Here is a 13,425-nt window from a genome sequence, read left to right as displayed (position 1 = left end):
GCCCTTGAAACGGTATTAATGTGAATAAATCAATGTTTCACTTGATGTTTAAATTCAAAATTTTTCAATATCAAGTGAAGTTTCTAACCTGAATATTTTTAATGCCAATTTGATTTTTCTCTAATTTTTTAGAAAAATTAAAGCAAAGCATTTACCAAAAAAAGCCTTGTTTAAGGTAAAATCTTTGCTCTGTTAATTACCTAGAATAAGGCTACTTTTGTTTTTAAAACGTTTAATTTTCCCAATTAGCTTTGTTGTTATTTCTAACACCTATGCAGATGAAGTGATTAAATCCATTAAATATGATGGACTTGTATATATGTCTGATCTCCTTGCACAAGAGGTTACAGGGATAAAAAAAGGAGACAAGTTAGATGAAAAAAGGGTAGATTCTGCAATTTTAGCCCTCTATGATCAGGGTTATTTTAAAGATATTTATGCCACTTTTAATCAAGGAGAGCTTGTCTTTCATTTTGCTGAAAAACCTCGTATTGCAAGTCTTGAGATTAAGGGCTATGGAACAGAACAAGAAAGAGAAACTATCTATAAGCAACTTGGTGTAAAAAAGGGTGATGTATTTGATGAGCAAAAGCTACAAAAAGCAAAAGAAACCCTACAAACTATTCTAGAGATTCAAGGCTATTATGGAACAACTATCCAAATCCAAAGAGATGAGATTGGGGATAATGTATTTGCAATCACCTTTAATGTAAATCGCGGAAGCAACATCTATATCACTAAAGCATTCTATGATGGTAGAAAAAAACTAAGTGTTAAACAAGTAGAATCCCTTTCTGCAAATAAACAAAGACAGTTTATGGGGTGGATGTGGGGAAGAAATGATGGGAAATTGCGCCTCCAAGAACTTGATTTTGATAATAAGAGAATTCAAGATGTTTATATGAGGCATGGATTTTTGGATGCAAATGTTTCTGCACCCTTTTTGGATACTAACTTCTCAAATTACACAGCCAATCTTTATTTTAAAATCGATGAGGGAATTCAATATAAAATCTCTGATATTGATATTCAAATTGATAATGAAGTAGAATCCATAGCAAAGCTAAAAAAACTTCTAAAGAGCAAAAAAAACACTTATATCAATATTGAAGAATTAAGAATTGATATGCAACTTTTAAAACAAGCAGTTGCGGATTATGGCTATGCATTTGCTGTTGTAAATCCTGATTTGGATAAAGATGAAAAAAATGGAACAGTAAAGGTAATCTATCACATTCAAGTGGGACAAAAAGTAAAAATCAATGATGTGATTGTTACAGGCAATACAAGAACAGCTGATAGAATCATTCGCCGTGAAATTTTACTTGCACCCGATGATACTTACTCTCTTACAAAAATTATGGCTTCTGAAAATGCCTTAAGAAGACTTGGGTTTTTTGAAAGTGTAAAAATAGATCAAAAAAGACTTTCTGAAAATACAATGGACCTTATCATTAGCGTCTCTGAGGGTCGCACGGGAGAATTACAGTTTGGTATGGGATATGGTAGTTATGGTGGGTTGATGATTAATGGAACCATTAGTGAGAGAAACTTGTTTGGAACAGGGCAAAGTGGAAGTATTTATGCAAATATTTCTACTGGTTCTGGTCTTTCGTATTATGGTATTAAGAATGCTGGTAAATCCTATTCTGGTAGTATCTCACTTACAAATCCTAGACTTTTTGATAGCTACTATAGCTCTTCTATCAATCTCTATGCAACCTATTCTGTAAGTTATAATTATGTGCAACAAAATGCTGGTTTTGGAATCTCTGTTGGAAAACTTCTTACCAATACGCTAAGAGCAAGTCTTGGTTATGATTTTAATGTTTTAAAAACAAGCAATTTTACTTCTCCATTATATGAGCGTTATTATGCCTCAAATAATAGGGTTGTAGGCACTTATGGTAATTATTCTATAATCGGACTTTGGGACAAAGAATATTCGCTTCCAATTACAAGTTCTCTTACACCAAGTCTCAACTTTGATAATACAGATGACTACTATTTTCCAAAACGAGGCTTTATTGTATCTGCATATGCTCAATTTAATGGTATTGGAGGGGATGTCTATAATACAAAACTTTATGCAAAGTTTGCTGCATACACTTATTTTAAAGATTATCTTGGGATTGATTTAATTGGGAGATATAAAGCACAGGGTGGTTATTTCTTCCGTTACAATAGAGAAAGTTTTCTACCAATTAATAACACCTTTTATATGGGTGGAGTTACCACAATTCGTGGCTTTAGAAGTGGATCAATTTCACCTAGAGATGAGTTAGGATTATGGGTAGGTGGCGATGGAATGTTTACCAACTCCATTGAATTGAGTTATGGAATCTTGGAAGCTGCAAAAATGCGTATCTCTGCTTATTTTGACTATGGATTATTGCATTATAGAACTTATGCAGGGGTCGCAGATAAGAATATTGCAAATTTTAAGGATTTTGGTATTGTGGGTGCAGGAAATAATGCAATTACTTGGAGAGCTGCCACAGGAGTAGCATTAGAATGGGTTTCTCCAATGGGGCCTATTGTGTTAGTTTTCCCTATCAAGGTATTTAATAAACAACCAGGTGATTATACCTCTAGCTTTGAATTTACTCTTGGAACGAGGTTTTAATATGGCAAGAATAAGTAATAAAGAAATCTTATATCTGATGCAAAATGCTTCATTAAAAGATCTAGGAGCAATGGCAAATAAGATTAAGTTACAACTACATCCAAAAAGAACTACTACCTTTATCGTGGATCGTAATATTAACTACACAAATATTTGTTGGGTAGATTGTGATTTTTGTGCTTTTAAACGCAAAATTGGTGAGGCCGATGCCTATATCTTAGGTTTTGAAGAGATTGATAGAAAAATTGATGAACTTCTAGCAATAGGAGGAACTCAAGTTTTATTTCAAGGTGGAGTCCATCCAAAATTGAAGATAGATTTTTATCAAAAACTAGTTTCACATATCCATCAAAAATACCCCCAAATTACCATACATGGTTTTTCTGCTATTGAAATTAGCTATATTGCAAAAGTTTCAAATCTTAGTGTTCCCGAAGTTCTTCAATGTTTAAAAGATGCGGGGTTATCATCTATCCCAGGAGCAGGTGCAGAAATACTAAGTGATAGAGTAAGGGATCTTATTGCTCCTAAGAAGTTAGATTCTGATGAGTGGATTGATATTCATAGACAGGCACACAAACTGGATATAAAAAGCACTGCCACAATGATGTTTGGAAGTCTTGATAATGATGAGGATATTATAGAACATTGGGATAGAATCCGTTCTCTTCAAGATGAAACCTCTGGATTTAGGGCTTTTATCCTCTGGAGTTTCCAACCCAAAAACACTCCTCTTAAAAATAAATTTCCTCATCTTACTAAGGCTTCTTCAAATCGTTATTTAAGACTTCTTGCCTGTAGCAGAATCTATCTTGATAATTTTAAGAATATACAAAGCTCTTGGGTAACACAGGGGTCTTATATTGGACAGCTCGCACTACTTTTTGGTGCTAATGACCTAGGTAGCACGATGATGGAAGAAAATGTCGTTGCTGCTGCGGGTGTTACAAATTCTATGAATCAACAAGAGATGATAAGATTAATCCGAGATGTTGGAGATACCCCTGCTAAACGCAATACTGCTTATGAAATTTTGGAGTATTTTTAATGAAAAAAATCCTTTTAATTCTACTACTAGGAGTGATAATGCAGGCTAAAACAATGCAATATATTGAAGTTAAACGCCAAGAAATTCCTGTAATTTTTGAAAAATCTCAAGTAATTCCTGTGGGTTTTATGCGACTAAGCTTTTTAGGTGGTGGCAAGATCAATGATGGAAGCTTACTGGGACTTGCCTCTATGGGTGCAAGACTACTAAATGAGGGGACAAAAACACTTGGGGTAATAAAATTCTCAGAAGAGCTAGATAAGCGTGCGATTTCTTTGCATGCTTCAGCAGGAGTTGAAACGCTTAATATTGAACTTAGTTTCCTTAAAGAGAAAGAAACAGAAGCACTGCAATTGCTTCAAGACCTTCTCCTTGATCCCAATTACACTCAAAAAACTCTAGATAAAATCAAACAAGATACTATTAATATGCTTTTGGCAAAGGAAAATGATTTTGATTATCTTGCTGATAAAAACCTCTCAAAACATTTATTTGAAAATACTCCTTTAGCACAAAGTGCTACAAAAGAAACAATAGAAAATATTACATTATCAGATATTAAAAGTTTTTTAGAAGATAACCTAGTGTTATCAAGAATTGTAGTGGTAGTAGGTGGGGATTTAAATGAGGAAAAAATACTCCATCAGATCAAACAATTACTTTCACATTTAGAAACTGGGAAAAAAGCACCCAACCATAAATATGAAGCAAACCCAAAACCATCTCAATCCACGATATATAAGGACACACAACAGGCATATATTTATTTTGGTTCTCCTTTTTATCTCACAGATCTAAAAAAAGAATCTTATAAGGCAAAAATTCTATCTTTTGTTCTTGGATCTAGCGGTTTTGGCTCCAGACTTATGGAAGAAATACGCGTCAAAAGGGGATTGGCATATTCTGCATATCTCAGAGTAAATACTGGAAAAATTATCAATTATGCCTCAGGTTATTTGCAAACAAAATTAGAAAACCAAAATGAGGCTATACAGCTTGTTCAAGATGTGGTAAATAATTTTATTACAAATGGTATTACACAAGAAGAACTAGATGGCGCTAAACAATTCTTACTAGGAAGTGATCCTTTAAGAAGAGAGACATTAGCACAAAGGTTGAATGAGAAATTTCAAAACTATTATTTGGACCTACCTCTTGATTTTAACCAATTACAACTTGAACAAATTCAAAATATTACACTTGATGAAATCAATACCTATATAAAATCACATACAGAATTAAAACAATTAACTTTTAGTGTTTTAACTCTACAGGAGGATAAATGAGTGCTTTTGAAACAATTATAGGACTTGAAGTTCATGTCCAACTCAATACAAATACAAAAATTTTCTGTTCTTGTGCAACAAGCTTTGGAGAAGATCCAAATACAAATGTATGCCCTACTTGTCTTGGGTTGCCAGGTGCGCTACCTGTTTTAAATCGCGAAGTTGTAAAAAAAGCAATTGCCTTTGGAACTGCAATTAATGCAACAATCAATCAAAATTCCATCTTTGCAAGGAAAAATTATTTCTATCCAGATTTACCAAAGGCTTATCAAATCAGCCAGTTTGAAATTCCAATTGTAGGAAAAGGTAGTCTTGAGATTGATATTGATGGTAAAACAAAAACAATTGGTATCACTCGTGCCCATATGGAAGAGGATGCAGGTAAAAATATCCATGATGGCAATATCTCTAAAATAGATTTAAATCGCGCTTGCACTCCTTTGCTTGAAATTGTAAGCGAGCCTGACATGAGAAACAGCAATGAAGCAGTGGCTTATCTTAAAAAGTTGCATTCTATTGTGAGATTTTTGGGTATTTCGGATGCAAATATGCAAGAAGGTAGCTTTCGTTGTGATGCCAATGTTTCCATAAGACCAGTTGGCGATACTAAGCTTTATACAAGAGTGGAAATAAAAAATCTCAATTCCTTTAAATTCATTCAAAAAGCTATTGAATATGAGGTAGAACGACAAATTGATGCTTGGGAAAGCGGGAAGTATCAGACTGAAGTTGTTCAAGAAACCCGACTTTTTGATACAACAAAGGGTATCACAAGATCAATGCGTGGCAAGGAAGAAAGTGCAGATTATAGGTATTTTCCAGATCCTGATTTATTGCCCGTATTTATTGATGATGTTCTAATGCAAGAAGGTTCTAAAATCCCTGAAATGCCTGATGAAAAACGCTTAAGATATATCAGCGCACTTGGAATCAAGGAAGAGGATGCACAAACATTAACCTCAAGCCTAGAACTTGCCACTTTCTTTGAAGCAATGATCCAAGAAGGTTCTAGTCCAAAATCTTGTGTAACTTGGCTTATTGTAGAACTTCAAGGAAGGTTGAAAGAGGGAAATAATCTCCAAACCTGTGGGATTGATGCTAAATTATTATCTACATTAATTAAACGCATTGAAGATGGAAAAATAAGTGCAAAGAGTGCCAAAGACATATTAGACATTCTTGTAAAAGATAAGGGTGGTGATATTGACTCATTAATTGATTCTATGGGATTGGCTCAAATTAATGATGATGGAGCAATATTATCTATCATTGATGCAGTTTTAAATGCAAATCAAGATAAGGTAGAAGAATATAAAAGTGGTAAAGATAAATTATTTGGATTCTTTGTTGGTCAAGTAATGAAACAATCTAAAGGTGCGAATCCTGCAAGAGTAAATGAGCTACTCAAAGAAAAATTAAAATAATAGAAGCAAAAGCTTCTATTATTTTTATTCCTCCCAACACTCTGCGTTCTTAATTCCAAGCTTCTTAGCACTAAACTTTGGTTCTATTCCTTGTTTTCTTTGATCTAAATAATCCTTCAAGGATCTTGAAACAATTTTTGAAAGGAATAAGATTGCAACAATATTTAAAGTGGCCATCAATCCCATAAAGATATCTGCTAATTCCCAAGCTAGTCTTAAATTCATTTGAGAACCGATAAAAACCATTAAAACAGCGCTAAATTGAAAAAGTCTCATTACAATTTTTGAATTCGTGAGATATTTAATATTTGCTTGTGCATAGTAGTAATTCCCTATTAAGGAAGTAATGGCAAAAAGAACAATTGCTAAAGTTACAAAGTGGAGTCCCCAAGATCCAAAATATTTAATCATAGTATTTTGCACTAAAGGCATTGCTGTGAGTTCTTGTCCTTTTTGAACAAACAATCCTGAAAAAAGAACCAAAAATGCCGAACTTGAACACACCAAAACATCAATAAAAACGCTCAAAGATTGGACAAGACCTTGTTTTACAGGATGTGTTGTATGTGCTGCAGCAGCTGCGTTAGGAGCTGATCCCATACCCGCTTCATTAGAAAATAACCCTCTTTTAATACCAATTACAATAGCACTTCCTGCAAAACCTCCAAAAATAGCTTTGAAGTCAAAAGCATGTGTAATAATATCCTTTAACACATTAGGTATAAAACTAAAATTAACAACAACCACATAAACAGCAAGAAAGATATACGCCAATGCCATATATGGAACTACGACTGAACTTACCTTTCCAATAAAATGACTTTTGCTAAAAAACATTATGATAGAGAAAGATGCTAAAACAAGACCTATATAAAGCGTCCAATTACTCTGGGAAAAAGTTAAATCACTTGTGTTAATTCGATTGTAATAAACCTCAAAAGCAGAGGTCATAGTATAGGATTGTAATCCATTAAAACCATAGGCGTAAGTTAAAATCAGCGTTACTGCAAACAAAGATCCCATCCATTTTGCATTGAGTGCTTTTTGCATATAATATGCAGGACCACCTTTAAAACCATTCCCATCTTTTGTTTTGTAAATTTGAGCTAGTGTGCTCTCTGCAAAAGCACTTGCACCTCCAAAAAAAGCCATTACCCACATCCAAAATACAGCCCCTGACCCACCTGTAGTAATTGCAACAGCAATCCCAGCAATATTTCCAATTCCAACTCTTGAAGCTGTAGAAATCATTAAGGCTTGAAATGGACTGATATGCTCTGCGTGCTTTTCTGTTCTTTGAGATCTCTCTGTTACTACTCTAATGCTCTCACCAAAAAGCCTTAGTTGGACAAAACCAAGCTTAATGCTATAAAAGATACCAACAAAAACTAACAGGGCAACTAAATAATAAGTATAGAGCCAAGTATTTACCCCTCCTAAAAATTCCATCAGATTATCAATACTCATAAATGACCTCCATCAAAAATTTAGGATAAACCTAGTCCTAAAGACACATTACAGAACTGTAAATTATATCAATTGCGTCATCTAAAATGCTTAGAATCGCGGTTACAAAAAGATACCATTACTTTTTGTAACACTAAATAACCATCTTAATGAATGGTAATTTTTGCAACTTTTGAAAAATTTCATTACGCATTTGTTCATTTTCTACTTCCACAATCAGGTGCATTGAGACATAGTTTCCTTTTGCGGAAGTGTTTTTCTTACTTAATTGATATTCTTTATCTACTACTTCAAAAACAGCTCCTTTGATTCTATCCTCATCATCTCCTATAATCCTATACTCCCATTTACATGGGTATTTAATCTCAGCCTCCATTTACTACCTCCAAAAAATATTGTGGCATTTTTTTGGGTTTTTTTGTAATAGAATCTAAAAATGCAAGTTGCACATTCATTTTAAAAAGCTCTTTTATATCATCAAAACCACTGCTATCTCGAATTAAAAAAACCTTTTGTTCTAGCAATAAAGAAACCTTCTTTATTGCTAGGATCTTTGATTTTACTTGGATTAGATCACCAAGCTTAGCACTGTTTAAAAATTTTGCTTCAATATCTGTTACAACAAAAAAACCGTCTTGATTTTGTGGGGACAACATCTTTTGAAAAAAAAGCTCACTCCTAGCTCTTTCACAAAATTTAAAGTAGCTACCATGATAGACAATACCGCTACAATCTGTATCTTCATAATAAATTCTAAAGTCCATATCCTACCATTTTCTCCACAAAATTCTCTTATGCAATTATACTGATGATAGTAACAATTTTTGCCATTTATTAGTAAAAATCAACATTTTTATGCACCTTAAAACTTTTTTTTGATAGAATCTTAGGTTTAACATGATGCTTAAACAAGACTCTAGGTTCTACATATATAGCTGTAAAATACATAGAAATAAGGATACTTTGAATTATGAATAATTTTTCTAAATTTGGTTTTATACTGGCGACATTAGGAAGCTCTATAGGGTTGGGCCATATTTGGCGTTTTCCCTATGTTACTGGAACTAGTGGTGGTGGGGCTTTTGTATTACTTTATTTAGCTATTACCTTTATTATTGGCATTTCTCTTATTATTGCAGAAATGATCATAGGCAATAGGGGTAAAAAAAATGTTCAAGATTCTTTTAATGTATTAGACCCAACACAATCTAAAAAGTGGAAATGGGCAGGTTTTTTCATTATTTCAGGTCCTGTGATTCTGACATATTATTGCATAGTCTTAGGCTGGGTAATCTATTATCTTGTAATGCTGAGTTTTAATTTACCTTCTAGCTTAGAGGAATCTCAAAATTTATTTGAGGGATTATTGATGCAAAATACCCTAGCCCAGATTGTTTGTCTTTTTAGCATTGTTGCAATTACTGCTTATTTTGTTGCTAGAGGTATTAAAAGTGGAATTGAAAGCTTAAATTTTGTTCTAATGCCCTTGTTATTTATCATTTTTATTGGGCTTTTATTTTATGCAATGACTTTGCCTTCTTTTGGACAAGGCTTGTATTTTATGTTTAATTTTGATTTTAGCAAGATTACATCTAAAGTTTTAATTGATGCATTGGGGCAATCATTTTATTCCTTATCTATTGGACTTTGCATTATTATTACCTATGCTGCCACAACAGATGAAAAGCAAAATCTCTTTTCAAGTGCAATGTGGGTTGTAATCCCTGGCATCGTTATCTCTTTGATTGCTGGAGTAATGATTTTTACTTTTGTTTTTGAACATAATGCAGAACCATCAGGAGGTGCTGGATTAATTTTTATCACACTACCTTTAGTGTTTAAGGAAATGGGATTAGCAGGAAATATTATTTGTTTATTATTTATGATAGGTCTTGCTTTTGCTGGAATCTCAAGTACAGTTTCTTTACTTGAACCTTCTGTAAAATGGTTAGAAGAGAAAACAAGTCTTAACCGCATTAGTGCAACTTGTATTCTTTCTGCAATAATTTTTATAGTTGGAATTGTTCTACTCTTTTCTTTAAATCCTAATAATCATCTCTCTATTATGGGGAAAAGTTTATTTGATTGGACAGATTGGATTAGTGCAAATATCTTACTTACACTAGGTGGTTTAGCATCTTGTATATTTGTAGGATGGGTTCTTAATAAGAATACTTTAAGAGATTTTACACAGCATTATTTTAATGATTTTGCTTTCAATATCTGGTTATTCTCATTGAGATATCTAGCGCCTGTCACAATCATTGTGATACTGATTTATAATATCTTTATTAAGGATTAAGAAGATTTAAAAACATATCTACTGATTTTTATACATCAGTAGATATGTTTATCTCTGATTGAGACTTGCTTCGTATTTTTCAACCAAAAAGACAGGATTGTAACTCATCTTTGCTCTTCTTAAGCCTTCAATCCCTAAATCCTCCTCCCTATTTGCGTATTTTATATGAGAGAAAATATTTGCCAATAATTGCTGATTAATGATTTGATAAGCTCCATGAAAATTAGAATCTGCTTTTTCAATATGAATCACCGCCATCTCTTTGCTAACAACTTCTCCAAAGCTAAAAGCAATAATCTTATTATTCACTCGAATTAACCCTCCACTAACTTCTAACTCTCCCCAGTTCTTTAAAACTTCAATGATCCCAATATTTTCATTGATCAATCCAATAGATGGATTTTCTTGTATCTCAAACCACTGTTTCCAAACCTCTAGAAGCTCATTTGTATTTTTCTCATCAATTCTTTCAAAAGTAAAATTTGGATAAGTTTGCAAAAATCTATTCAGGTGATTCTTCTTCTTGTGATACTTTCTTCCACTCAAAGAGATCAACTCCTCAATGCTATAAACATAGTCGCTTCTATCTCTATTTAGTGTAAAAATAAATGCTTCTCCAAAAAATTTCTTCAAAAAATCCACAGATGTTTGCTCTAAAGAATGAAATTCTAAAACCTCACTTCTTGCTTTGCAAAACTCTACTAATATCTTAATAGCTTCAAGTTTATCACCCTTACCTATTGGAAAAAAATAAAAAGGATTCTGATTTTTATAAGTTGTTTGGATAATCAAACAATCTCTAAAAATTGCATATGCAATCCTTCGAGCTTTTCTCCAAAGAAACAAATTAACAAAGCTAATATCAGAGATTTTAAATTCATCTTCTTGTAAAAACTTTTGGATAATCTCTTGGTCTTCTAACTCAATCTCCTTAAAATTCAACATCTATTTCTCCTTTATATAACTACCTAACCACTTTATTTGCATTTGGCTTTCTTTAAATAATTTTTGAACATTAAAATCATCATAATGTCCATCAAAATCAATATAAAAACCAGTTTTAAAATCCATATCAATTCTTTTTAAGGCAATTGATGTGATATTGATTTGATATTTACTAAAATCACTCAACAATTTTAATAAATTCTCTGTTTTATCCTGATTCTCACATACTACAAAAACAGAGGTTTTATCATTGCTTGTTGATTGATTGGAAAAATCACTCACAATTATAAACCGCTCTTCATTACAAGAATCTTCAATATCTTCAAGTATCACTGGAATATTGCAATATTTTGCCGTAATCTTTGGACAAATAGCAACCGTATTCTTTTCTCCTGAGACAAGATAGCCTGCCTTAGAAAAAGTATCCACAGAAACTTTTTGAACCAAGTCTAGATGATGTGATTGTAAAAATTTTTTGCATTGCTTAAAAGCATTATCTTTAGAATAAATCTTTTTAATCTCTTGTAAATTATCCATATCACCCATAAGACAATAATGTGTAGGTAAAAAAATTTCAGCAATGATTTTAAAATTATTCTGCAGTAATAATTTAATACTCTCCCCAGTTATACCATCTTGACTCTCTAGAGGTATTAATCCATATTTTACTCTTTGGGATTTTAATGCTTCAAAAACGGATTCTATGTTATTCATTGCCAAACAATTATTTGTCACTTTAAATCTTTTTTCCAAAGCCTGATGAGCAAAATCCCCAATAGATCCTAAAAAAGCAACCTTTTCTAGAGACTCTAAACTCCTAGAAACTGCAAAAATTTCTTGATAAATTGTTTGGATTGCTTGAGGACTTAAAAACCTCGTGTTTTTTTGTTGCAATCTAAGAAGGATGGATTTTTCTCTTTCTGGAACATAAATTGTGCTATTTTGTAAAGCCTTAATCCTACCAATGTTCTGGGCACACTCCATTCTTTTTTCAAGCAAAGCAAGAATATCATCATCAATTTTATCAATTTCTTCTCTTAGTATTGAGATCTCATGATTCATAATTAAACCTTAGATTCTCAAGCTCATCTGCAATCATATCTTCAAATTTTTCTCTATTTTTAAGTAGCAAAATCTTATCATGATCAACCCCAACTTCTGCACTTCTAGCCCTTGTATTGTAATTACTACTCATAGAATAACCATAGGCTCCTGCATTTTCAAAAACAATACAATCCCCTGTTTGCATTTCTGGAAGCTCTATATCTTTTGCTAAAAAATCTCCACTCTCACAGATTGGGCCCACAACATCTGCCCTACTAACATTTTCCATCTTTTTATCTAGAACTCTAGCCCGATGAAAAGCCCCATATAAACTAGGTCTTAAAAGATCATTCATTGCCCCATCCACAATTACAAATCGCTTATTTTGTGTGTGTTTTTCATACAACACTTTTGTTACAAAATAACCGCTCTCTCCAACAATCGACCTTCCAGGCTCGCAAATGATCGTAAAATCAAGCCCATTAAGCTTGGATAAGATTCCTTGTGCATAATCATATAAATTGATAGTTTCTTCATCTTTATAACAAATACCAATACCCCCGCCAACATCAAAAAATTTAATCTCAATTCCCAATGCAAGCAAGCTTCTTGCAAAATCTGCAATCTTTTGAGTAGATTGGATAATAGGATCTAGTTCTGTAAGTTGCGAGCCTATGTGAAAGTGGATTCCAATAGGTTGAAGAAACTCTGATTTGTGCGCATAAAGATACATCTTTTTTGCTTCCTCAATCTCAACTCCAAACTTATTTTCACTCAAGCCTGTAGAAATATAAGGATGTGTTTTTGGGTCAATATTTGGATTAACTCTAATAGAAATTCTTGCGCTTCTTTTTAAATCTTTAGCAATCATCTCAATTCTTAAGAGCTCTTGATAAGATTCTGTATTAATAAATAAGATATTAAGATTTAAAGCTTCTTTTATTTCATCATCACTCTTGCCCACTCCACTAAAAATAATCCTATAGGGTTTAATTCCAGCTAAAATAGCTCTTTTTACCTCACCAATTGACACGCAATCAGCCCCACCCTCAAGTTTTGCAATTTCATTAACTATTGAAAGATTAGAGTTTGCCTTAAGTGCGTAGCAAATAAGGGACTTTCTTCCACTAAATGAAGTTTTATATTCTTTAAATTTTTCCCTAATCTTTTGTAAGTCATATACATAAAGAGGGGTTTGGTATCTTTTTACTAACTCATAAAAATCAATCATTTTTTCCTCAAGACAACTTGATATACTTATTGTTGGTATAATTTTATCTTAA

Annotated in this window: 11 protein-coding genes; 5 read left to right on the top strand and 6 right to left on the bottom strand. The window is 32.8% G+C overall.

The genetic code is table 11. From position 1 onward, the window contains the following. The first annotated feature begins 235 nt into the window (after nucleotides 1–235). Genes bamA through gatB form a run of 4 tightly spaced genes read left to right on the top strand, consistent with a single transcriptional unit; the run spans nucleotide 236 to nucleotide 6,384 of the window. On the top strand, nucleotides 236–2,626 hold the full coding sequence (bamA, locus tag C6H31_RS06375; RefSeq protein ID WP_324726576.1) for an outer membrane protein assembly factor BamA: 2,391 nt from the start codon (nucleotides 236–238) through the stop codon (nucleotides 2,624–2,626). A gap of 1 nt (nucleotide 2,627) precedes the next feature. Continuing rightward, nucleotides 2,628–3,674 carry a dehypoxanthine futalosine cyclase gene (locus C6H31_RS06370; protein WP_104697980.1) on the top strand — a complete coding sequence of 349 codons (1,047 nt, stop codon included), beginning with the start codon at nucleotides 2,628–2,630 and terminating at the stop codon, nucleotides 3,672–3,674. Nucleotides 3,675–3,712: 38 nt separating this feature from the next. Beyond that, the gene (locus tag C6H31_RS06365) at nucleotides 3,713–4,960 is read left to right on the top strand and encodes a M16 family metallopeptidase (protein WP_104697979.1); all 1,248 of its coding nucleotides are present in this window, start codon (nucleotides 3,713–3,715) and stop codon (nucleotides 4,958–4,960) included. Then, nucleotides 4,957–6,384, top strand: a complete 1,428-nt coding sequence (gatB, locus tag C6H31_RS06360; protein ID WP_104697978.1) for an Asp-tRNA(Asn)/Glu-tRNA(Gln) amidotransferase subunit GatB — start codon at nucleotides 4,957–4,959, stop codon at nucleotides 6,382–6,384. Before C6H31_RS06365 ends, gatB begins: the two co-directional genes overlap by 4 nt. 24 nt (nucleotides 6,385–6,408) lie before the next feature. On the opposite strand, the gene C6H31_RS06355 is transcribed toward gatB, so the two are convergent. From C6H31_RS06355 to C6H31_RS06345, 3 genes are all read right to left on the bottom strand, one after another. Continuing rightward, complete coding sequence (locus C6H31_RS06355) at nucleotides 6,409–7,833, bottom strand: alanine/glycine:cation symporter family protein (RefSeq protein WP_233709977.1); 1,425 nt, start codon at nucleotides 7,831–7,833, stop codon at nucleotides 6,409–6,411. 151 nt (nucleotides 7,834–7,984) lie between these two features. After that, nucleotides 7,985–8,227, bottom strand: a complete 243-nt coding sequence (locus C6H31_RS06350) for an HP0495 family protein (protein ID WP_104697976.1) — start codon at nucleotides 8,225–8,227, stop codon at nucleotides 7,985–7,987. Further along, on the bottom strand, nucleotides 8,217–8,615 hold the full coding sequence (locus C6H31_RS06345; RefSeq protein ID WP_104697975.1) for a YbgC/FadM family acyl-CoA thioesterase: 399 nt from the start codon (nucleotides 8,613–8,615) through the stop codon (nucleotides 8,217–8,219). Before C6H31_RS06345 ends, C6H31_RS06350 begins: the two co-directional genes overlap by 11 nt. Before the next feature lie 203 nt (nucleotides 8,616–8,818). Between C6H31_RS06345 and C6H31_RS06340 the strand changes: the two genes are divergently transcribed. Then, complete coding sequence (locus tag C6H31_RS06340) at nucleotides 8,819–10,153, top strand: sodium-dependent transporter (RefSeq protein ID WP_442778077.1); 1,335 nt, start codon at nucleotides 8,819–8,821, stop codon at nucleotides 10,151–10,153. Nucleotides 10,154–10,201: 48 nt separating this feature from the next. On the opposite strand, the gene C6H31_RS06335 is transcribed toward C6H31_RS06340, so the two are convergent. Genes C6H31_RS06335 through lysA form a run of 3 tightly spaced genes read right to left on the bottom strand, consistent with a single transcriptional unit; the run spans nucleotide 10,202 to nucleotide 13,373 of the window. Next, a complete protein-coding gene (locus C6H31_RS06335) occupies nucleotides 10,202–11,098 on the bottom strand; it encodes a DUF2156 domain-containing protein (RefSeq protein WP_104697973.1) in 897 nt (298 codons plus the stop codon). Then, nucleotides 11,099–12,160 carry a bifunctional chorismate mutase/prephenate dehydratase gene (locus C6H31_RS06330; protein ID WP_104697972.1) on the bottom strand — a complete coding sequence of 354 codons (1,062 nt, stop codon included), beginning with the start codon at nucleotides 12,158–12,160 and terminating at the stop codon, nucleotides 11,099–11,101. Then, entirely contained in the window at nucleotides 12,150–13,373 is a 1,224-nt protein-coding gene (gene lysA, locus C6H31_RS06325; RefSeq protein WP_199768137.1) for a diaminopimelate decarboxylase, read from the bottom strand. The genes C6H31_RS06330 and lysA overlap by 11 nt, the downstream gene beginning before the upstream one ends. Nucleotides 13,374–13,425: the final 52 nt, after the last annotated feature.

Source organism: Helicobacter sp. 'house sparrow 1', from assembly GCF_900199585.1.
In the GTDB taxonomy this organism is placed as follows: Bacteria; Campylobacterota; Campylobacteria; order Campylobacterales; family Helicobacteraceae; genus Helicobacter_H.
Note: the sequence above shows the minus strand (reverse complement) of the source record. Positions and strands in the feature narration are given on the sequence as shown.

Excerpts from the sequence above, each read along its gene's own strand:
- C6H31_RS06335 (WP_104697973.1), bottom strand. The coding sequence starts at position 11,098 with ATGTTGAATTTTAAGGAGATTGAGTTAGAAGACCAAGAGATTATCCAA.
- C6H31_RS06330 (WP_104697972.1), bottom strand. The coding sequence starts at position 12,160 with ATGAATCATGAGATCTCAATACTAAGAGAAGAAATTGATAAAATTGAT.
- C6H31_RS06355 (WP_233709977.1), bottom strand. The coding sequence starts at position 7,833 with ATGGAATTTTTAGGAGGGGTAAATACTTGGCTCTATACTTATTATTTA.
- C6H31_RS06365 (WP_104697979.1), top strand. The coding sequence starts at position 3,713 with ATGCAGGCTAAAACAATGCAATATATTGAAGTTAAACGCCAAGAAATT.
- C6H31_RS06345 (WP_104697975.1), bottom strand. The coding sequence starts at position 8,615 with ATGGACTTTAGAATTTATTATGAAGATACAGATTGTAGCGGTATTGTC.
- C6H31_RS06350 (WP_104697976.1), bottom strand. The coding sequence starts at position 8,227 with ATGGAGGCTGAGATTAAATACCCATGTAAATGGGAGTATAGGATTATA.
- C6H31_RS06370 (WP_104697980.1), top strand. The coding sequence starts at position 2,628 with ATGGCAAGAATAAGTAATAAAGAAATCTTATATCTGATGCAAAATGCT.
- gatB (WP_104697978.1), top strand. The coding sequence starts at position 4,957 with ATGAGTGCTTTTGAAACAATTATAGGACTTGAAGTTCATGTCCAACTC.
- lysA (WP_199768137.1), bottom strand. The coding sequence starts at position 13,373 with ATGATTGATTTTTATGAGTTAGTAAAAAGATACCAAACCCCTCTTTAT.